Source organism: Pseudofrankia sp. EUN1h, from assembly GCF_001854645.1.
Classification (GTDB): Bacteria; Actinomycetota; Actinomycetes; order Frankiales; family Frankiaceae; genus Pseudofrankia; species Pseudofrankia saprophytica.
The window spans coordinates 16,604-36,620 of sequence record NZ_MBLN01000077.1 but is presented as its reverse complement, the minus strand read 5'-3'; the positions used below and the strand labels follow the sequence as shown (position 1 = coordinate 36,620).

20 protein-coding genes are annotated in these 20,017 nt (G+C 70.9%); 11 read left to right on the top strand and 9 right to left on the bottom strand.

Features of this window, described 5'->3' with window-relative positions:
- Positions 1–106 precede the first annotated feature (106 nt).
- Positions 107–322 (top strand): hypothetical protein, encoded by a 216-nt coding sequence (locus BCD49_RS44615; RefSeq protein WP_007512126.1) that lies wholly within the window; start codon positions 107–109, stop codon positions 320–322.
- Positions 323–453: 131 nt separating this feature from the next.
- Here the strand turns inward: BCD49_RS44615 and BCD49_RS30735 are convergent, their stop codons facing one another.
- On the bottom strand, positions 454–1,200 hold the full coding sequence (locus BCD49_RS30735; protein ID WP_051466317.1) for a GntR family transcriptional regulator: 747 nt from the start codon (positions 1,198–1,200) through the stop codon (positions 454–456).
- Between the two features lie 134 nt (positions 1,201–1,334).
- Here BCD49_RS30735 and BCD49_RS30730 point away from each other — a divergent pair, with 134 nt between their 5' ends.
- A complete protein-coding gene (locus BCD49_RS30730) occupies positions 1,335–2,510 on the top strand; it encodes an amidohydrolase family protein (protein WP_071042201.1) in 1,176 nt (391 codons plus the stop codon).
- 76 nt (positions 2,511–2,586) lie between these two features.
- Here BCD49_RS30730 and BCD49_RS30725 read toward each other — a convergent pair whose 3' ends face one another.
- Together BCD49_RS30725 and BCD49_RS30720 are read right to left on the bottom strand one after the other, a co-directional pair.
- Positions 2,587–3,069, bottom strand: a complete 483-nt coding sequence (locus tag BCD49_RS30725) for a GNAT family N-acetyltransferase (protein WP_007512120.1) — start codon at positions 3,067–3,069, stop codon at positions 2,587–2,589.
- A gap of 22 nt (positions 3,070–3,091) precedes the next feature.
- Positions 3,092–4,045 carry an NAD(P)H-dependent flavin oxidoreductase gene (locus BCD49_RS30720; protein ID WP_035924975.1) on the bottom strand — a complete coding sequence of 318 codons (954 nt, stop codon included), beginning with the start codon at positions 4,043–4,045 and terminating at the stop codon, positions 3,092–3,094.
- A gap of 152 nt (positions 4,046–4,197) precedes the next feature.
- Here BCD49_RS30720 and BCD49_RS30715 point away from each other — a divergent pair, with 152 nt between their 5' ends.
- Entirely contained in the window at positions 4,198–4,800 is a 603-nt protein-coding gene (locus tag BCD49_RS30715; RefSeq protein WP_027140772.1) for a class I SAM-dependent methyltransferase, read from the top strand.
- A gap of 58 nt (positions 4,801–4,858) precedes the next feature.
- Here the strand turns inward: BCD49_RS30715 and BCD49_RS30710 are convergent, their stop codons facing one another.
- Positions 4,859–5,959, bottom strand: coding sequence for a helix-turn-helix transcriptional regulator (locus BCD49_RS30710; RefSeq protein WP_007512114.1), 1,101 nt, complete (start codon positions 5,957–5,959; stop codon positions 4,859–4,861).
- Between the two features lie 98 nt (positions 5,960–6,057).
- On the opposite strand from BCD49_RS30710, the gene BCD49_RS30705 reads away from it, so the two are divergent.
- A complete protein-coding gene (locus BCD49_RS30705; RefSeq protein ID WP_007512111.1) occupies positions 6,058–6,456 on the top strand; it encodes a VOC family protein in 399 nt (132 codons plus the stop codon).
- 17 nt (positions 6,457–6,473) lie between these two features.
- Here the strand turns inward: BCD49_RS30705 and BCD49_RS30700 are convergent, their stop codons facing one another.
- Positions 6,474–8,204 carry a GGDEF domain-containing protein gene (locus BCD49_RS30700; RefSeq protein ID WP_007512109.1) on the bottom strand — a complete coding sequence of 577 codons (1,731 nt, stop codon included), beginning with the start codon at positions 8,202–8,204 and terminating at the stop codon, positions 6,474–6,476.
- Positions 8,205–8,573: 369 nt separating this feature from the next.
- Here BCD49_RS30700 and BCD49_RS30695 point away from each other — a divergent pair, with 369 nt between their 5' ends.
- The 4 genes from BCD49_RS30695 to BCD49_RS30680 all read left to right on the top strand — a co-directional run bounded on the left by BCD49_RS30695 (position 8,574) and on the right by BCD49_RS30680 (position 12,770).
- The gene (locus tag BCD49_RS30695; protein ID WP_071042200.1) at positions 8,574–9,659 is read left to right on the top strand and encodes a Rieske 2Fe-2S domain-containing protein; all 1,086 of its coding nucleotides are present in this window, start codon (positions 8,574–8,576) and stop codon (positions 9,657–9,659) included.
- A gap of 115 nt (positions 9,660–9,774) precedes the next feature.
- Positions 9,775–10,536: an acetoacetate decarboxylase family protein gene (locus BCD49_RS30690; RefSeq protein ID WP_007512105.1), complete on the top strand. Its 762-nt coding sequence runs from the start codon at positions 9,775–9,777 to the stop codon at positions 10,534–10,536.
- A gap of 120 nt (positions 10,537–10,656) precedes the next feature.
- Positions 10,657–11,871: an amidohydrolase family protein gene (locus BCD49_RS30685; protein ID WP_007512103.1), complete on the top strand. Its 1,215-nt coding sequence runs from the start codon at positions 10,657–10,659 to the stop codon at positions 11,869–11,871.
- Positions 11,868–12,770, top strand: coding sequence for an SDR family NAD(P)-dependent oxidoreductase (locus BCD49_RS30680; protein WP_083401793.1), 903 nt, complete (start codon positions 11,868–11,870; stop codon positions 12,768–12,770). Before BCD49_RS30685 ends, BCD49_RS30680 begins: the two co-directional genes overlap by 4 nt.
- Positions 12,771–12,858: 88 nt before the next feature.
- On the opposite strand, the gene BCD49_RS30675 is transcribed toward BCD49_RS30680, so the two are convergent.
- Both BCD49_RS30675 and BCD49_RS30670 read right to left on the bottom strand, forming a co-directional pair.
- The gene (locus BCD49_RS30675) at positions 12,859–13,779 is read right to left on the bottom strand and encodes an SDR family oxidoreductase (protein ID WP_007512099.1); all 921 of its coding nucleotides are present in this window, start codon (positions 13,777–13,779) and stop codon (positions 12,859–12,861) included.
- A 79-nt stretch (positions 13,780–13,858) separates the two neighbouring features.
- A complete protein-coding gene (locus BCD49_RS30670; protein WP_007512097.1) occupies positions 13,859–14,281 on the bottom strand; it encodes a nuclear transport factor 2 family protein in 423 nt (140 codons plus the stop codon).
- Positions 14,282–14,736: 455 nt separating this feature from the next.
- On the opposite strand from BCD49_RS30670, the gene BCD49_RS30665 reads away from it, so the two are divergent.
- The 3 genes from BCD49_RS30665 to BCD49_RS30655 all read left to right on the top strand — a co-directional run bounded on the left by BCD49_RS30665 (position 14,737) and on the right by BCD49_RS30655 (position 17,098).
- Positions 14,737–15,384, top strand: coding sequence for a TetR/AcrR family transcriptional regulator (locus BCD49_RS30665; RefSeq protein ID WP_007512095.1), 648 nt, complete (start codon positions 14,737–14,739; stop codon positions 15,382–15,384).
- Between the two features lie 272 nt (positions 15,385–15,656).
- Positions 15,657–16,412, top strand: a complete 756-nt coding sequence (locus BCD49_RS30660) for an SDR family oxidoreductase (protein WP_007512094.1) — start codon at positions 15,657–15,659, stop codon at positions 16,410–16,412.
- Between the two features lie 245 nt (positions 16,413–16,657).
- Entirely contained in the window at positions 16,658–17,098 is a 441-nt protein-coding gene (locus tag BCD49_RS30655) for a nitroreductase family deazaflavin-dependent oxidoreductase (protein ID WP_071042199.1), read from the top strand.
- Between the two features lie 46 nt (positions 17,099–17,144).
- Here the strand turns inward: BCD49_RS30655 and BCD49_RS30650 are convergent, their stop codons facing one another.
- Positions 17,145–18,038 (bottom strand): alpha/beta fold hydrolase, encoded by an 894-nt coding sequence (locus tag BCD49_RS30650; RefSeq protein WP_007512090.1) that lies wholly within the window; start codon positions 18,036–18,038, stop codon positions 17,145–17,147.
- 193 nt (positions 18,039–18,231) lie between these two features.
- On the bottom strand, positions 18,232–19,962 hold the full coding sequence (locus tag BCD49_RS30645) for a thiamine pyrophosphate-binding protein (RefSeq protein ID WP_007512087.1): 1,731 nt from the start codon (positions 19,960–19,962) through the stop codon (positions 18,232–18,234).
- Positions 19,963–20,017 lie beyond the last annotated feature (55 nt).

The following is a 20,017-nucleotide window of genomic DNA, read 5'->3' as shown; positions in this document are numbered from 1 at the left end:
CAACGTCACAGGAACGGTTAACTCTCAGTAACCACGGGTATCTCGGAACGGTAATTCAGCCGGAACTTCCTCGATGAGACGGCGCAGTGCGCCGGGGGGAGCGGACATGGCGTACCGAAACGGCCGAAAATATCCTCTGCTGATTGTCGCCGCCGTGCTGGGATCGGTGCTGTCCGCGGCTCCGGCCGAGGCCGCGCTGACACCCAGCCATGTCACCAACGCCGCGGCCCACTGTTACTGGCGTCATGAAAGCGGCCACTGGGACTGGGTGAACGGGCAACGACACTGGGTTCCCGCGCGCTCCGTCTGGGTCTGCGTGTGAGATCCCGGTGGTAGGCAGACCGGACGCAGGCGAAGCCTGCGGTGGCAAAAAATAGACCGGAAGAAGTGACCGGCCTGGTTTTCCGCCGCAGAACGGTGGTGGAAAACCAGGCCGGTAGTCGTGTCCGGCGGTTATCCGGCGGCGATGCCACTTACCTGGCGGCGGGCCGGGTCTACCGAGCTGGCCTCTGGTGCCACCGCGGCGTTGCTGCCGTCGTCGCGCAGCACACCGCGGCGGATCAACTCGCCGATCACCTCTTCCGCGGCGGCTCGCGCATCGGCGACCCGGGCCCGCGACGCCCGCCGCGGGTCGCCGGCGACGATCGCGTCGATGACCCGGGTGTGCGCCTCGACGATGTCGTCATGGCTTCGCCGGTCGCTCTGGCGGGCCGCCCACTCCAGGAAACCGCCCAGCCCGCGCAGCTCGGCCAGCAGACGCGGCGTGGCGCCCGCGCGGTGCTGGACCCGGACTATCTCGGCGGCGAGGTCGTCGCGCCGGGCGCCTGCCGGGCCGCTTCTGGAGAGCTCCCGCAGGAGGCCGCTCAGCTGGGCCGCGACCTGCGGGTCGCGGCCCTTCGCGACGCGCGCGGCCGCGACGCCACCCAGCAGGCCGAGAACGTGGAAGTCCGCCCGCAGCGTGCGGGCGTCGAAGTGCTGCACGAAGGTCGCGCGGTGCACCCGGGTCGAGACCAGGCCATCCCGTTCGAGCAGCACCAGGGCCTCGCGGACCGGGGTGGGGCTCACGTCGAGCGCCGAACTGATGCGCTCGACGTCCACGCGGTCGCCGCAGCGCAGCCGGCCGTCGAAGATCTCGTGCTGGATGTACTCGACCACCGCCGCGCTCGTCTTCGTCCGCCGCAACACCGGGTGGGCCACCACGTCGCCATCGTGGCCGCCCCGATCGTCGCCCGTCAATCAAAAATAAAAAATTGGAGATTGCGGACCCTCGGAAGTGAGCGTACGCTCAGCTCGGCATCGGGACCGGTGTGGTCGAACGGCGCAAGGAGGCCAGAGTGGTCAAGTTGGCTGAAGGTCTGCGGGTGATCGACGCGGACGCTCACATGACCGAGCGGCACGATCTGTTTACCGAGCGGGCCCCGAAGGGGTACGAGGACCGGGTGCCGCACGTCGAGCGGATCGACGGCGTCGACATGTGGGTCATCGAGGGCAAGACGTTCGGCAAGGCCGGCTCGGGCGGCACCATCGACCACGACGGGAAGAAGCACCCGTTCCGCGACTCCCAGGGCGGTTCCTGGGGGATCGGCGACGTGCACCCGGCGGCGTGGGACCCGGCCGAACGCCTGCGGCTGATGGACCAGCTGGGCATCGACACGCAGATCCTCTACCCGAACGCGATCGGGCTCGGCGGCCAGAACCTGCGGAACTCGGTCCAGGACACGGACCTCCTGCGGCTCTGCGTCGAGATGTACAACGACGCGATGCAGGAGATCCAGGCGGAGTCCGGCAACCGGCTGCTGCCGATGCCGATCATGCCGGCCTGGGACCTCCAGGGCTGCGTCCGCGAGGCGGAGCGCTGCGCGGCGATGGGCGCCCGTGGAATCAACATGACCGCCCACCCGCAGGACTCGGGCTCGCCCGACCTCGGCGACCCGGCCTGGGACGCGCTCTGGGACGTCTGTGCCGGGCTGAACCTGCCGGTGCACTTCCACATCGGCGCGAGCCAGACGTCGCTGTCCTACTTCGGCACGACGTACTGGCCCAGCCAGGACGACTACGTCAAGCCGGCGATCGGCGGCGCGTCCCTGTTCCAGAACAACTCGCAGCTGMTGCTCAACAGCTGCTACTCCGGGATGTTCGACCGCAACCCCAACCTGAAGATGGTCTCCGTCGAGAGCGGCATCGGCTGGGTGCCGTTCATGCTCGAGGCGATGGACTACGAGTTGGAGGAGAACGCGCCCAAGTGGGCGAAGAAGCTCAAGAAGCGTCCGTCGGAGTATTTCCAGAGCAACTGGTACGCCACGTTCTGGTTCGAGACCGGCCGCGGGGATCTGCAGCACCTCGTCGACCAGGTCGGCGAGGACAACATCATGTTCGAGACCGACTTCCCGCACCCGACGTCCCTGCATCCGGACCCCGTCGGCATGGTCAGCGAGAAGATCGCCACTCTGCGCCCGGAGACCCAGCAGAAGATCATGGGCGGGAACGCCGCCAAGCTCTACCGAGTCTGAGCAGCCGCGATAGGCGGGTCGCGTCAGGGACCCGCCTATCGCGCGACAGCCGTCGGGCGTCGAGCGCTCTGCTGACTCAGCCGACGGTCTTGCGGTAGAAGATCCGCTCGAGGCCGTTCTCGGTGGCGCGGTGGGTTTCCACGTAGCCGCGGGCGGCGTAGATCCGTTGGTTCTCCACCATGGAGACGTGGGTGTAGAGCCAGATCGACGTGTGGGCGTGCGCCCGAGCCCGTTCCTCCGCGAGGTCGAGCAGCGCGCCACCCAGCCCCTGGCCCTGGGCCGCCGGGTCGACGGCGACGTTCTCGAGCAACAGACCGTCCGGTCCGGGGACCAGCACCAGGAAGGCACGCAGCCGGTACGCTGTCCCGTCGACGACCCAGACCTCGGCGTGGTCGATGGTGGCGGCGTAGTCCGTGTCCAGCGGCCCCGGGCGTCGCCCATCCATCCGGGCTACGTACGGCCGGTATGCCCGATCCGCGAGTCCGGCCATCGCGACCGCGTCGGCCGCCGTGGCGCGGCGGACCTCGACGGGCGCTGGCACACCCCCAGTGTCAGCCATCGCTGTCAGCCGCGGCCACCATTCACTGCCAACCGTTGGCGCGCGAGCTGGCCGCTGCGAGGACGCGGCGGCAGCCGGTCCACGTCTCGTGGACGATGTCCGCCACCGGTTCGACGCGTTCGATGCGGCCGGCGACCTGGCCGGTGTTGGCGAGGCTGGCCGTGAGGTCACCGCCGAAGTAGAGCGCAGGAATGCCGTCCAGGCCCACCTCCGGGCGACCGGAGGCCAGTACCCGTTCCGCCGCCGCCGTCCGCAGCACCCGCATGGTCGGCAGGCCGGGGACCGAGATCATGACGGTGCCGGTCTCGTCCGCCCCCAGCACCGCGTTCTTGACGTTGTCGTGCAGCGGCGACTCCCGGGACGCCAGCATCCGGGTGCCCATCTGCACGCCCTCGGCCCCGAGCACGATAGCGGCGGCCATCGACGGCCCGTCGCAGATTCCGCCGGCCGAGATGATCGGAAGAGCTACCTGGGACGCGACCAGCGGCAGCAGCACGAGCGTCGACGCGGCCTTGGCGCTCTTGAACCCACCGCCCTCRACACCCTCGACGACGAGGCCGTCCACCCCGGCATCGGCGGCCTTGAGAGCGTTGCGCAGGCTCCCGACGACATGGAACACCGTCAATCCCGCGTCGTGCAGGCGGTCGGTCAGCGCAGTCGGGTCGCCGGCCGAGGTGAACACCGCGCTGATACCGGCCTCCACCAGGAGATCGATGACGCTGGGATCCTTGCGCATCGCGAGCGCGACGTTGGCGCCGACCGGCTGGTCGGTGAGGTCACGGACCCTCTTCAGATCCTCACGGCCCTGCGGTGAGGTGGTCTCGATGATCCCCAGCGCCCCGGCGTTCGACACCGCTGCGGCGAGCCTCGCTCCAGCGATGTAGGTCATCGGTGCCTGGACGATGGGGATCCGCACGCCGAGCAGCCGGGAGACCCGGTTGGGTAAGGGCACAGGCGAAAGAGCGTCTGTGGGCAAGAGAGCATCTGTGGACACGGGCGCCTCCGCGGCGGCTTGGCCGCGGCTCCCGGATCACCGGCCGAATGGGACGCGGCACCTTTCGACAGGATGACGGGTGAGCGCGTCAGGTGTTGCAAAGGCGGCTGGCGGTGGGTGGCAGAGTGGCGCACGTGCCTACTGGTCCGCGTCGCCACTGGAACCACAACACGCACTACCACCGGCTGGTCCTGGCCGAGGTGGCGCCAGCTGCGAAGACGGCGCTTGACGTCGGCACCGGTGATGGCCTGCTGGCGGCTGACCTTCGGGAGCTCGTTCCGAACGTGACGGGCATCGATCGGGACGCCGCGGTGGTCGAGCGCGCGCGCCGGTCTGGCGCGGACGTCGACTGGGTGGTGGCGGACGTGATGAGTTGCGCGCTGCCCGAGAACCACTTCGACGTCGTCGGCTCGATCGCGACCGTTCACCATCTGCCGGACCTGGGCGCCGGCCTGCAGAGGCTGGCCGCCCTTACGGCCCCGGGAGGGGCGTTGATCGTGGTCGGGTGCGCGCGGAGCGGGAACGTCGTCGATCTCGCCGTGGATGGCGTCGGCGTCGTCCAGACCCAGGTGTACAGGCGCACTCGTGGGCTCTGGCGCCACACGGCGCCGGTTCAGCTGGACTACCCCCACACCTACGCCCAGGTACGCAAGATCGCCTCGACCGTTCTTCCCGGGATGCGCTGGCGGCGACTTCCGCTGTTTCGCTATGCGGTGACCTGGCGTAAGCCCGCCTGATCCCCTCCAGGCTCGCGAGGTCCGCCTCCGGCCCGGGACCGGACCCGACGTCCCGTTGTCACTCTGTCCGTTGTTCGGTCGTCCAGGCCGTCCGCGCGTCGGCGTCGGTGGTGACGGCGGCGCAGGCCGCGAGCCGCTGGCCGTACGAGCGCATCAGCTGGCGCAGCTCGTCTGGTCGCTCGATGACGAAAGGCCGGCCCAGGCTGGCGATCATCTCGGGGAGCCAGTCCAGCCGCTCGGCCCGGATCCGAACTCTGACCCACCCGTCGGCCGGTTCGTCCCCGCCGGTCGGCCCAACCACCGCGATGCCGGTCGGGAGCCGCGCACGCACGCGGTCCGCCGTCCCCTGGACGCGCAGCGAGACCTCATGTCGCCACGGCGCCCGGGCGATCCCGGCCAGGACCTGGCCGGCCGGATCGAACCCGGCAGGGACGTCGAACGACCCGGGCAGCGCCCGCGGCAGGCTGATCCGGTCCAACCGGAAGGTGCGTACCTGTCCGCTCTCGGAGTCGCCTCCCGTCACGTACCAGCGGCCGGAATGGGCGACGATCCCGTATGGATACACCGTGCGCGCGCTGTGCCGACCGTCGGAGGCCGTGTAGCTGATCGAGACCGGCTGGCGTTCGCGCGCGGCCTCGGCCAGCAGCAGGAGGACACCCGTCTCGGTCGTGGTGACCGCCGGGCGGGCGGGTGCCGTGAACTCGACGGTCTCCAGCAGCGCGGCCAGCCGGCGGCCCAGCGCCTCCGGGAGCACGCGGCGCAGCTTGCCGGCGGCGCTGTCGATCGCCGCCGTGCTGTTGATCGCCTCGGCCCCATCGATCGCCTCCGCCCCATCGATCGCCGCGGCGCCGTCGGCCGTCGCGTCGGCAGTGGTCACCAGGCCGGCACGCTGGCCGGCGACCAGGCCGAGCAGGACGGCGAGCGCCTCGGAGTCGGTGAGCATCAACGGCGGCATGCGGTATCCGGGGGCCAGTCGGTAGCCGCCGTGTCGGCCGCGCACGGAACGCACCGGGACATCGAGGTCGAGGAGATGGCCGACGTAGCGGCGCACGGTGCGCTCGTCCACCTCGAGCCGGGCCGCCAGCTCCGCGACGGTGTGCGTTCCTCCGGACTGGAGGGTCTCGAGCAGGGCGAGCACGCGCGCGGTCGGACGGGCCATGCCGAGGATTCTCCCCAATACCGGGCGGAATCTGTCCGGTATCGCTCCTAGCGTCGCTGTCGAGTCTCACAACTGACCCGACGACGAAGGAGATCATCATGCGGTTCGTCTCGATTCGGATCATCACCGACGACGTCCCTCGACTCGTCGCGTTCTACGAGCAGGTCACCGAGACCACGGCGACCTGGTCGGCCGACGTCTTCGCCGAGCTGACCGTGTCGTCGTTCACGCTGGCGATCGCCAGCTCGCGCACCGTGCCACTGTTCGGACCGGGCTGCGCCCAGGCCGCCGCCAACCGCACGGTGATCACCGAGTTCATCGTTGACGACGTCGGTGCCGAGTACGAGCGCATCAAGGGCATCACGACCGACTTCGTCAACGAGCCGACGACGATGCCGTGGGGCAACCGCGCGCTGCTGTTCCGCGACCCCGACGGCAACCTGGTGAACCTCTTCACCCCGGTCACCCCGGACGCCATCGCCAAGTTCGGTCGATAGTCCCCAGCGGACAGGCCTCAGCGGCGAGCGGATCGGCGTGGCTCGCGGACGGTCCGGCGAGTGCGGCGACGGCGGCGGTTCTTGGCGGCGTACATCGCCTGGTCGGCGCGGTGGAGCAGCTCCTCGGTGCTGGCGACCGGGGATCCGCCGTCGGCCACGGCGACACCGACGCTGGCCTGGACGTCGCGCCGCCGCCCGTGCACCTCGAACCCCGGGCGCATCGCCTCCCGGATGCGCCAGGCGGTACCGTCGCCGGTCGCGCGCGGATCGTCGGACGGGTCCCGCATCAGGACGGCGAACTCGTCGCCACCGAGGCGGGCGGTGAGGTCCTCCTGGCGGACGGCGCCGCGCAGCCGGCCGGCGACCGCGCGCAGCAGCTCGTCGCCGGCGTTGTGCCCCAGGGTGTCGTTGACCGTCTTGAAGTCGTCGAGGTCGCAGAACAGCACCACGAGCGGCCGGCCGTCGGCCTGGTGCGCGGCGACGGCCTGGTCGACCTCGGACGTGAACAGGGCGCGGTTGGCGAGGCCCGTCAGCGGGTCGTGCAGCGCCTGGTAGCGCAGTCCGCGCTGGGTCGCCCGCAGGCTGGCCATCAGCCGGGTGTTCTGCGCCACCGTGATCAGCTGCCGGATCGCGACCAGTGTGGCGAGGGCGATCGAGAGCTGCAGGGTGAGGCCCTGCAGCGCCTCCCCCCGCACGGCGGGCACGACGACGAGCAGCGAGGCGACGCCCAGCGGCAGGTACGGCAGGTAGGCATGAGCCCACAGGGACAGGTCCTCCCTGCCAACCCGGCCGAAGCCGGTCTGTCGCGTGCTGGCGGGTCCCGGCGGGATCACCATCCCCAGCGCGAGCACCGGCGGCCCGATGACGGTGCCGACCCAGTACAGCGCCGTGTCCTCCACGTGGAACGGCCCCCGCGCCGTCAGGTACACCAACGCCGACTCCGAGATGGAGAAGAACAGCAGGCCGGCGGTGATCAGCCACATCGCCCGGCCGTTGCGGGGCCGTCGGAACGTCAGCAGCAGGAGGGCGACCACGACCAGCGCCACCTCGCTGAGCGGGTAGGCGAGCGCCACCACGAACGGCCAGCCGCGCAGGCCGCTTTCGGTGACGTGTTTCAGCACCGCGACCCAGGCGATCAGGAACATCGACACCACGATCATCAGACTGTCCAGCGCGACCACCACCGCGGCGACCCGGCGCCCGTCGTCATCGGATGGGGGCGCGCGCTGTCCGGCTGACCTGTCGGCGGGCCCGGTCGGGATGCTCAGCAGCCCCACCAGGCCCAGCAGGGGGGCCACGAGGTAGACCGCGTCCTCGGCGCGCAGCCGGAGCGAGGTGCGGCCGGCGACCGCCCAGCCGATGCTCCAGTACAACGCCCCGATCAGGGTAGTGAGCAGGCCAGCGCTCAGCAGCAGCCGCCAACGGCGCTCGACGCCTCGGCTGCGCACGATGGAGAAGACGGCCAGGGCGACCGCGAACGTGCTGGCGGCGACCAGGGTCACCCCCTGGAAGACCACCAGCTGCCGGCCGGTCAGGAAGTCCAGCGGCACGAGCGCCGCCAGCACCAGCAGCGCGGTCCCACCGGCCAGCCGCCAGTACGCCCGCTCGCTCACCGTCCCGGCCTTGGGCGCCACCTGCGCGCTCGCCGCCTCCGCCTCGGTCGGACCCGGGGCCGGGTCGGCGGGGCGGCGGTGTCCGGACGCGGCGGGCGGGCGGCGGCCCGCCGTGAGATCACCGTCGTGCGACACCTCATCCCTCCTTTACTCCAGGGTCGCCGCCCGCGCGAGCCCGCACACGTCAGAACCTTTCGTTCCGTGACTGGGGCCGTGATCGAAGCGGTGACCGGGGCAGTGGCCGACGAGTGCTCGGTGGCCAGCGCGCACTCGTCGGCGGCGGGTCAGCGCCGGACCGGGCCGCTCCCGGTGGACGCCTCGTCGGCTGAGGCGGGCCTCCCGCAGGGTCGCCGCTCCGAGAAACCAGTGTTGTGAACTGCACGTTCATCATGTTGAATGGCGGTTCAGTGGATGGCTCGCCACAGCCCGCCGCCAGCCAGGACCGGATACCTTATCCGATCTTGCTCCGTCTCTCCCCGCGCGCACCTCTCTGGGAGGCAGCACATGACGATCTCCGGCGAGACCAGGGCCAGCCGGTCCGGCCTGACCGGTGTCTACGGGACGTCGGCGGTCGCCGCGACGGCCGCCGACGACCTGGTCGGCCTGCCGATGCCGCAGCGGCCGGACACCCTCTATGACCTGTCCCTGCGTACCCGGGTCCGCCGGGAGCGGGCGCCGCGTTTCCCGTTCCCGGTCCCGAACGGCTGGTTCATCGTCGCCMGGGCCGACGAGATCGAGCCCGGCCGCACGAAGACGCTGTTCTACTTCGGCAAGGACCTGGTGCTCTTCCGGGGCAACGACGGGACTCCTTACCTGTTCGACGCCTACTGCCCGCACCTGGGCGCGAACCTCGGCGTCGGCGGGAAGGTCGTCGACGGCAGCCTGCAGTGCCCGTTCCACGGCTGGCGGTTCGACGGCGCGAGCGGTGCCTGCGTCGAGGTGCCGTACGACGACAACCCGTACATCCCGAAGACGGCCACCGCGCGCTCCTACCCGGTGGTCGAGCGCAACCACATGATCTGGGCCTGGCACCACCTGGAGCGGGCGGAGCCGACGTACGAGGTGCCCGAGGTCGCCGAGTTCCACGACGCCGACTGGCTGCCGATCGTGGTCAAGGACTTCGAGGTCGCGACCTGCTGCCAGGAGATGGCGGAGAACAACGTCGACACTCCGCACTTCCTGTACGTGCACGGCACGCCGTCGATCCCGGAGGAGGAGTTCCAGACCGACGGGCATTACAAGCGCACGGTCGGCATGAACGGGAACTTCGTGCGGGAGGGCTTCGGGCTGGGCCTCGGCGTGCTGCGGGTGAAGGGCTACACCACGTTCGTCTCCTCGACCACGCCGATCGACGAGGAGAACGTGCACGTCCGGTGGATCTTCACGGCGCCCCGGTCGCTCGGCGACGACGCCGCCGAGAAGGCGTCGCTCAGCTTCACCGCCGGCGTCAGCCAGGACCTGCCGATCTGGGAGAACAAGATCTTCAAGGACCCGCCGGTGCTGCGGCCGTCCGAGAAGGCCGTGACCGAGCAGCGCCRCTGGTGCCAGCAGTTCTACTCCTGGCCCGAGGGCGACCCCCGCCGCCGCTGACGGCACCCGGCACCGCGCCCGTCCCGGCGCGCCGATCGACCAGCCCGGCCGCCGTCCACCGCGGCCGGCTGGTCCGCGTCTTCCCACGTCCGGTACGTCAACGAGGAGGGTCCTGATGGGGAACCGTTGGGTTCGCACCGTCGAGAAGAAGTCCGAGGCCGAGGCGAGCATCGGGGCGGGCCTGCCGCCGATCCCGTCGCTCGAGGTCGTCTACCTGACCGACCCCGCGGTGCTCGCCGCGCTGCTGCCGCCGCCGCTGACCCCGCCGGCGCAGCCCCGGGTGCACGTCCGGGTCACCGACATCGACCTGCACTTCGGCGAGTACCACTACAAGGAGCTCGTCGGCTACATCGCCGTCGACGCCGTCTACGACGGGGTGACCGGCGAGTACCCGCTGCTGATCCCGATCGACCTGGAGTCGGCGATCTCGATCAGCCGGGAGAAGCACGGCGAGCCGAAGAAGCTCGCCGACCTCGAGCTCACCCGGGACGGTGACCACGTCGAGGGGCGGATCACCCGGGGCGGCGTGACCTTCGTCGAGATCATCGGCGACGTCACCGAGAGCCTGCCGGTGCCGGAGCCGTATCCGGCCACCCAGTGGTGGTACAAGTTCATGCCCGCCGTCTCCGGTTCCGGCTTCGACGGCGACCCGCTGCTCGTCCGCCTCGACCAGACCCGCACCCCGGCGACCGTCGAGAAGGTGGAGGGCAAGCTCGTGCTGCGCGACGAGCCCACCGCCCCGGTCGTCGACCTGCCGGTGCTCGAGACCGTGTCGATCCACTACACCACCCGGTCCTCGGTGAACCGCGCCAGCGTCGTCGGCCCGGTCGACCCGGTCGCGTTCGAGCCGTTCGCGCACGCCCGCTACGACCACTGACCCGGGCGTCGGCGTGACGTCCCACCGTCCGGCAACGCCGGCTCCGTCGGCGGTTCCGTCGGCACGTTCGGCGAGCCCGGGCATCCGAAGCACGTACGACCCGTTACCAGGAGAAGGGTCATGAGCGACAAATACCTGCTCATCTCCACGGACACGCACGCCGGGCTGCCTCCCGAGCAGTACCGCGAGTACATCGATCCCCAGTACCGGCCGGCGTTCGACGAGGCGCTCGCCGCGGACGTCACGGCCGCGGCGCTGGTGAGCGAGGACGACCACCAGAAGTTCCTGGCCGAGTGGAACTCCGAGATCGGTGACCACGGCGGCATGGAAGGCGCCTGGGACGCGACCATCCGCACCAAGGAGATGGACGCCGAGGGCGTGGCGGCCGAGGTGGTCTTCCCGGACGCGGACGCCGCCGGCGTCGGTGGGGTCTCGGCGTCCCCCTTCGGCTCCGGGCTCGGCTCGTCCGGGGACAGCGACCCGGTGCTGGTGATGGCCGGCGCCCAGGCGCACAACCGATGGGCGGCCGAGTTCTGCCAGCACGACCCGGAGCGGCGCTTCGGCATCGCGATCGTCCCGGCGCTGCACGACGTCGCGGCGGCGGTGGCCGAGGCCGAGTGGGCGGCCGAGCATGGTCTGCGCGGCGGCATCATGATCCCGACGAAGTGGGGGAGCTACCCGGCGTACAACGACCCGGTGTACGACCCGCTGTGGTCGGTGTGCGCCGAGGCCGGTCTGGTCGTGCACACCCATTCCGGGGTCGGGCCGACGGACTACACCTGGGCGCCGGGCTTCCTGTCGATCTACGCCACCGAGGCGTACTGGTGGGCGGCGCGGCCGTTGTGGGCGCTGCTGCTCGGCGGTGTCTTCGAACGCCACCCAAAGCTGCGCTATGCGCTGGCGGAGAACGGTGCCTGGTGGGTGCCGGACATCCTGACCCGGATGGACGCGAAGTGGGAGGGCGACCACTCCACCCGCAAGTTCGGGCCGAAGACGTTCCGCGACGGGATGACGATGAAGCCGTCGGACTACTACAACCGCAACGTCTGGATGGCGTCGTCGGTCATGGGCCGCGTCGAGGTGGAGCGGCGTCATGAGATAGGCGTCGAACGGCTGATGTGGGGGCACGACTACCCACATCCGGAGGGCACCTGGCCGCGCACCAGGGAGTGGCTGCGCGACCGGTTCAGTGATGTGCCGGTGGCCGACACCCGCCGCATCCTCGGCCTGAACGCCGCCGAGCTGTACGGCTTCGACCTCGAGAAGCTCGCCCCGGTGGTCGACCGGATCGGATTGACGGTCGAGGACATCCACGGCCAGGGAGCCGCCGCGTGACCGCCCACATCACCGACTTCGCCGGCAAGGTCGTCGTCATCACCGGCGGGGCCGCGGRCATCGGCCGGGCGCTCGCCGAGGCCTTCGCCCGCGCCGGCGCCGTCCTGGTGCTCTCCGACATCGAGAAGAACGCGCTCGACGCCACCGTCGCGGCCCTCGCCGGGGCGACCGGCGCCGAGCTCAGCGGTGTCGTCGCCGACGTGTCGGACGCGGACTCGGTCGAGGCCCTCGCCGAGGAGGTGTTCCGCCGCCACGGGCGCACCCACGTGCTGGTGAACAACGCCGGTGTCGGGCCGCCGTCGGCGAAGGTCTGGGAGACGACGCCGAACGACTGGCGCTGGACCTTCGGCGTCAACGTCTACGGCGTCGCCAACGGCATCCGCTCGTTCGTCCCGCGCATGATCGCGTCCGGGGAGCCCGGCCACGTCGTGAACACCTCGTCCGGCGACGGCGCGGTCGCGCCGATGCCGAGCGCGTCGGTGTACGCGGCGAGCAAGGCGGCCGTGTCGATCCTCACCGAGTGCCTCGGCGCGCAGCTCGCCGAGGAGGGCCACCCGATCGCGGTGTCGCTGTTCCTGCCGTCCGGCAAGGGTCTGCTCGACACCGGCCTGTGGACCTCCGATCGCAACCGCCCGGCGGAGCTCGCCAGGGAGAAGCCGCGGTCGACGCCGGCGATGACGGTGGCGACGCTCGTCGAGTCGGCGGCGAAGGTCGGCAAGGAGATCCCGGTCCAGCCGCTCGAGGAGCTCGCCGACGATGTGCTGCGCGGCATCCGGGCCGGCGAGTACTGCCTCATGCTCGGCCGGGACGAGGCCACCGCCACCCTGCGCGAACGGGCCGAGCGGTTCGGCGCCGGCCAGAACCCGACCGAGACCGGCCACAACCTGCTGCCGGTCTGACGGATGCGAGGTCGGAATGGTGGCCGGGTGCATTGCTCGGTCACCACTCCGGCGCTCCGCCGCGGCAACGCCCGGGACCGGGACGGGCTCAGGGACTGTTCCGGTTGGCGTTGTCCGCCGTGCGAGGCCGCGGGGCGGCCGGGGCGTCGTCTGGTGCCGTTCGCGGGTCGCGGGTGGGGTGGGCGGCGGTGGCCGCCTGGCGCAGGTCGGCGCCGAGTGTTCCGACGGCGTCGACGAGGTCTCCGTGCGTGATGATGTAGCGCTCGCCGGCGAGCAGGGCGTCGACGATGTTGCCGGCCGCCTCGTCGGGTGTGACCGGGTTCTGCACCATGCCGGGGTTGCTGGCGACCATGGCCTCGAAGTCGTCAGGGTCGCCGATCGCCCGGCGCAGATGCTCGGGCTGGGCGGCGGCGCTGGTCTCCAGGTGCCGCGAGGCCATTCCGGACGGGAAGATGACGGACACGGCGATCCCGTCGGGGGCGAGTTCGAGCCGTAGGGTCTCCGCCAGCCCCCAGACCGCGAACTTGCTGGCCTGGTAGACGCCCAGCCGGGCTGCTGGCGACAGCACGGACGACGAGGTCGTGAATGCCAGCCGGCCGCGGGGAGCCGTCCGCAGGAGTGGCACGAACGCCTGGGCGGTGCGCGCCGCGCCGAGCACGTTGACGTCCAGCACCCACCGCCATTCGTCCTCGGTGAGGCGTTCCACCGCGCCGAACAGTTGGACCCCGACGTTCGACACGACGACGTCCGCGCGGCCGAACCGATCGGCGACGACGCCGGCGGCCGCGCGCAGCGCCTCCCCGCTCGCGACGTCCACGCCGAGGCCGATCGCCGCGACACCGTGCCGCGCGGCGATCGTCGCCGCCTGCGTCTTGGCCCGTTCCCCGTCGCGGTCGAGCAGCGCGATCCGCAGACCGCGCTCGGCCAGGCGCTCGCCGAGCGCCTGGCCGAACCCCGACGCGCCCCCCGTGACGACCGCGACCTGCGCGGCAAGGTCCTCGGACTCCATGTCGTCCTCCTCCGGTCGATTGCCGATGCCGCCCGACTTGCCGACGCCCCCGCGCGCGGGGCGTTGGTGCCTCAGCTGGTCAGGCGGTGTCCGGCTTGCTGAAGTCCATCCGGAGCCTGGTCAGCTTGGAGGCCTTGATGCGCCAGCCGTCGTCGACCTTCTCGTAGGTCTCGTGGTAGTGGCCGAAGCCGGTCAGGTCATTTCCGTCGGGGAAGCGGACGCGGTCCTCCATCGCCCAGATACCGGTGGCCGATGCTGGCGAGGTGATGGTGATCTCCGGGGTGTGGCACTGGTGGACCGTGACGGTGCCCGCGAGCGCGACGCGCAGGAACTCCAGGAACGCGTCCGCGCCGTCGACGATGTTGCCGCCGGAATCCTCGGTGTCGATGACCACGTCATCCGTGAAGATCAGGCGGTAGCCGTCCCAGTCCTTCGTGTCGAGTAAGCGGCAGTACCGGGCCTTGAGCTGTTTGATCGCCTCGATGTCGTCCACGTGTGTCATTGCGACCTCCGTTCGTGAGATGAGCTGGCAGCTGGAACCGGTTGCCGGCGGCCGAGAACCGCGGCGCGATGCGGGAGCCTTCCAGCGGTTGACTGGGCGCGGAGCCATCGGTTCGGTGGAGGCCGCGGACGCTGCCGCCGTCACCCTCGAACGATGTCCGCCGGAGTGCGCAGACGGTGGGATGTACTCGGCGTTCGGGCATGAGGACCTGAAGGCGTGTGGTCTCAAGGCATGCAGGGCCGTCGATGGCGGTAGGAGCGCGCCCTACACCGGCAACACGGCCGGCGTAGGCGTCGTTTTCCCTACCGAAAGGCATACACGACGACGAACTCGCCTCGAGCACGTGCAGCTCGTCGGGGAAGCCAGCGTCGACCGCCTGGTCGGCAACTTATCTGCCAGGCGGCAGGCAAGTCAAAACTTGTCGAGCGGCAGGCATCTTCCGTAGGTTGTCAGGTATGAGTGCGTCAGCCAGCGGACTCCGGCGGACGCAGGCCGAGCGCCGGGCCGCGTCCGAGGCCGCACTGCTGCGGGCCGCGGCGGAGCTCATCGCCGAGGTCGGCATCGAGCGGACGTCGCTGCGCAGCGTCGGGGAACGCGCCGGCATCAGCCGCGCGATGCCGGCCTACCACTTCGGCTCCAAGGACGGCCTCATCGGCCGCCTCATCGGACACGCCTACGGACGCACCTACGAAGCGACGGCAGCCGCCCTCCGCCCAGCCGAGGGCGACATCGGGCAACTCTCCCGACTGGATCTCCTGCGCGCGATCATCGAAACCTTCCTTGAGATCGTCGAGTCGGGGCAGAGCATCGAGGAACGCGCCGTCCTCGTCATGTGGGGCGCGACCTTCCCCTCCGGCTACGACCTCCCTGCGATGGTCCAGGCCGACGATCTCACCCACCGGGCCCTCGCCGACACCATCCGCGACGGGCAGCACGAAGGGTCGATCCGGCGGAGCGTCGACGCCGACGCCGCGGCCCTGCTCATCATGGGCATGGCCCGAGGAACCGCGGCACTGTCCCTGTCCCACCGCGACGCGGCGGACCCGAAGCAGGTCCGCGAGCTGTGCGGACAGGTCATCGCCACCGTCCTGGGAGATCCCTAGCAGACCGTTCCGGAGCGGCGCTGGCGCGACGGCCAGATAGCCGTACCTCCAACTCGCTGAGCGGGGCGCCGTCACCTCCGGCGCAGCGCGTCATCATCCGCCTTCGGCCGCCTCACCGCCGTGAGTGCCGGGGAGCCCGCGTGACCACCGGGGAAGACGGGCACGGTCCGCTGTGGGAACCGCCGGGAATACTGGGTTCGATTTTCAGACTCAAGAGCGCTACCGTGGCCGATCGTAGGTAGGTCTGATTTTCCTACTGACAGGGGAAGCTCATGACATCCGTGCTGATCACCGGGGCCTCGAAGGGCATCGGCCGGGCCACCGCCCGCGAGTTCGCGGCCCGCGGTTACCGCGTCATCGCCACCGCGCGTGACCCTCGCACGCTCGCCGACCTCGACGTGGCACAGCGGCTACGCCTCGACGTCACCGACCAGACCACCGTCGACGAAGCCGTCGAGGCCGCCGGCCAGGTCGACGTCCTGGTCTCCAACGCGGGTGTGATCTTCCTGGCCGCGGTCGAGGCGAGCCCGGTGGCCGAGATCGAGCGGCTGTTCGCGCAGAACACCTCAGGCGCGATCCGGGTCGCCCAGGCGCTGCTGCCGCAGATGCGCGAGCGCCGGGACGGACGGCTGCTGTTCGTCTCCAGCGTGGTCGGCCGTCTCGTGCTGTCGGGCAACGCCGCGTACGCCGCCACCAAGTGGGCACTCGAAGCCCTGGTCGAGTCGCTGGCCATCGAGACCGCTGCGTTCGGGATCCGCGTCACGCTGCTCGAGCCCGGCGCGGTGAGCTCGGGCGCGCTCGACGAACCCCTGGCCTACCGGCTGCCCGACGATCCCTACCCGGACCTGCTCGCCGGCCGCTTCAACCCCAGCAGCTTCATCACTCCGGAACAGGTCGCCCACGCGATCGCCGATGCCGCGGAGCTCGAGGCGCCGCCGCTGCGGGTGCCGATCGGCGAACAGTCCATGACCCTGCTCGCGGCGCGCAAGGCCGCCCCCGAGAACGTCCCCTTCGTCGCCAGTCGCTGAGCGAGCCTTCCACCAGATCATGATTCGGCTCATGATCTGGTGGCATTTTCGGAGTCAGGACGCCGAAAATCCCACCAGATCATCGTCCGTCGCCCGGGCTGTTGCCGCTTCAGGTGAGGTTGGCAACCGGCGATGCCCATGCCAGGCAACGGCCCTGGCGGTCGAGCCGACGGCGGATGCGTCGTTGGTGGGTGCCGGCCCGAGGTCGACGGGCGCCACGGCGCGGCGCGGCGTTTAATCGGCGCATGCCTGTCACCGGTGACTACGAGCCGAGCCCCTCGGATTGGGTGCGCGAGCAGGTCGAGGAGTACGAAAGCTCCGGCGGCACCCGGGGCACGATGCTGAACGGCCGGCCGGTCGTCATCCTCACCACGGTCGGCGCGAGGTCGGGCAAGATTCGCAAGAGCCCGCTGATGCGGGTCGAGCATGACGGGCTCTACGCCGTCGTGGCCTCGCTCGGCGGCGCTCCGAATCATCCCGTCTGGTACTACAACGTGCGCGCGCACCCCGAGGTGGAGCTGCAGGACGGGCCCACCCGGCAGAGCATGGTGGCCCACGAGGTGACCGGCGACGAGAAGGCGGTCTGGTGGGACCGGGCTGTCGCCGCGTACCYGGACTACGCGGAGTACCAGAAGAAGACCAGCAGGCAGATCCCCGTCTTCGTCCTGGAGCCGGACAACAGATAGCCGCATCGTCGCCGGTACGGAGCTGGGCGAACCCGCTCGGTGGGCGTCAGGGACGAGAGGGCGAACCGTCCTTCTCGCCGAAGAAGCCGACGAGCTGGGTGGTCACCTCGTCGGGCAGGTCGTGCTGGATCCAGTGGCCCGCGTCGGCGTAGTGGATCGTCCGGGCGTTGGGGGCCAGGTGGGGCGGCGGGTCGGCGAGGTCGCTGCGCAGGTGGGGGTCGCGGTCGCCGAAGAGCACCAGCGTCGGGACGTCCGTCGGGCGCATGTGGTTACGCCGCAGGTCTCTCCCGTCGCGGATGAAGGCGCGGTAGTAGTTGATCGTCGCGGTCAGGGTGCTGTCGTCCTTGAAGGCGGCGCGGTACCGGTCGATGTCCTCGGGCGGGAAGGGCGGGTTGGGCTCGGTCTCGTAGACCTTCAGCAGGCCCTTGCGCCCGCTTGCCCCGAGTAGTTTCTCCGGGAGGATCGGCAGACAGAAGAAGAACATGTACCAGCTCTTCTTCAGCTGGCTCCAGGTGCGGAGCCCGGCGAAGAAGCTCTCCGGGTGCGGGATGTTCAGCACGGCGAGCCGGTGGAGCCGGTCCGGATGGCGCATGGCGAAGAACCAGGCGACGAGCCCGCCCCAGTCGTGCCCGACCAGATGGACGCGGTCCTCGCCGAGATGCTCGATCAGCCCGTCGATGTCGTCGCAGAGCACCCTGGCCTGGTAGTTCCAGACGCCGACGGGCTTGGTCGACAAGTTGTACCCGCGCATGTCCGGTGCCACCACCCGGAAACCGGCGGCGATCAGCGCCGGGATCTGCGCCTTCCACGTGTACCAGAAGTCCGGAAAGCCGTGGAGCAGGAGCAGCGTGGGGCCTTCACCGCCGATGACGTAGTGCAGCGTGACGCCGTTGACCGTCGCGTATTTGTGCTCTACCGACCCGTCGAGGTCGTCCGTCATCCGTGTCTCCTCGCCGCGCTTCGCCCCGCCCGTCCGTTCGCGACGGGTCCGCGGCGCGGACCTGCGTTCGGTCGGTGGGACCTCCCTCGCCAGCGCCACCCGAGAACATACGGGAGCCCTGGTCTCGGCCCGTTGGCCTGGGTACCGCCCCCCCCCGCACGCCGCGGACCCGTTGCCCGCCCGGTGTTCGACCTCACCCCTCGCCGCTGGGGATCGCCTCGTAGTAGGGGACGCGGATCGAGCCGTCGGGGAGGTCGGCGGTGAGCGGGGCCATCATCGGGTGGACGACGTCGGCGGCGATGGCGACGTCGAGGCAGGCGGGCCGGCCGCTCTCGCGGGCCCGCCGCAGCGCCGGCCGCACCTGCGCGAGGTCGTCGACCCGCTCCGCGTACAGGCCCATGGCCGCCGCGATCAGGTCGTAGCGGGTGTCGGGCAGTTCGACGGCGACGCTCGTCTTCTCGCCGTAGATGGCCTGCTGGCCGTGCAGGGACATGCCCCACGACAGGTTGTTGTAGACGACCGTCGTCACCGGGAGCCGGTGACGGGCCATCGTGTCGAACTCCTGCAGGTGGAAGCCGACCGCGCCGTCGCCGGTGACGAGCACGACCTGGGCGCCGGGGCGGGCGCACTGGGCGCCGATGGCGAAGCCCTGGCCGACGCCGAGCCCGCCCATCATGCCGAGGCCGAACCAGGACCGCGGCCGGTGGGCGCGGGCGAAGAAGTTGATCCAGCCGGCGGTCTCGCCGCCGTCGTAGACGACGACCGCGTCGTCCTCCAGCGCCTCGGTCAGCTCCCGCGCCACGTGGTACGGGTGCAGCCGCCCGCTGGGCGTGACGGCCGGGGCGTCCGCGTACATCAGCGCATGCGCGCCGACGGCGGCCCGGGTGGCGGTGTTCCAGTCCTCCCAGTCGGGCAGGTCCCCGGCGGCCGCGGCGAGGGCGAGGGTGCGCAGCGTCTCGCCAACGTCGGCGACCACCGACAGCTCGACCTCGCCGAGCCGGCCCGGCTCCACCCCGTCGACGTCGACGTGGACCACGGGCGTGCCGGGAGCGATCATCGAGCCGCTTCGGGCGCCCAGCGTGATGCCCTGGCGGGCGCCCAGCAGGACGAACAGGTCCGGGCGCTCGGCGAGGAACGGCAGCGCGGCGAGCGCCCCCGACCCGCCCAGCGCGCACGGATGGTCGGGGGAGATCTGGCCGTGCCCCCACGACGTCGTGACCACCGGGATGCGCACCTGGTCGAGCAGGGCCTCCAGGGCCGGCCGGACATCCCGGCTGAGCGCGGCGCCACCGCCGAGGACGAGCACCGGCCGGCGTGCGGTGCGCAGCAGCTCCACCATCCGGCGCAGGGCCGCCGACGCCGGCGCGGGCGGCGTCGGCATCGTCAGTGACGGCCTGGTCGCGACAGCCTCGTCGATCTTCCGGTACATGACGTCGATCGGGATGTCGAGCACGGCCGGCCCCGGCACCCCGGTGGTCGCGTGCCGCACGGCCAGCGCGACCAGGTCGGGCAGGCGCGCCGCGGTGGTGGCCCGATGCGCCCACTTCGCGACCGTGCGGGCCGCCGCGACCTGGTCGAGGCCGCCCTGCAGCACGTTGAGCTCCGCCTCGCGCAGCGGCGGCGAGCTGGTGAGCAGCAGGATCGGGATCCGGTCGATGTAGGCGTTCGCCAGCGCCGCGTACGCGTTGGTGAAGCCCGGGCCGGAGGTCGCGAAGGCGACGCCGAGGCCGCCGGTCGCCCGGGCGTAGCCTTCGGCGGCGTTGCCGGCGGCCGCCTCGTGCCGGGTGTCGACGAGGGTGACGCCGAGGGCGTCGAGCGCCGTCAGCAACGGGTCGAGATGGCCGCCGTGGACGCCGAAGGCGTGCGTCACTCCCAGGTCGACGAGCGTGCGGGCGACCAGCTCGCCGCCAGTAGTCGTGCCCACGGGTGCCTTTCCTGTCTGTCCGCTGGCCTGCGCCAGCCGGCCGTGTCCGGGCGAA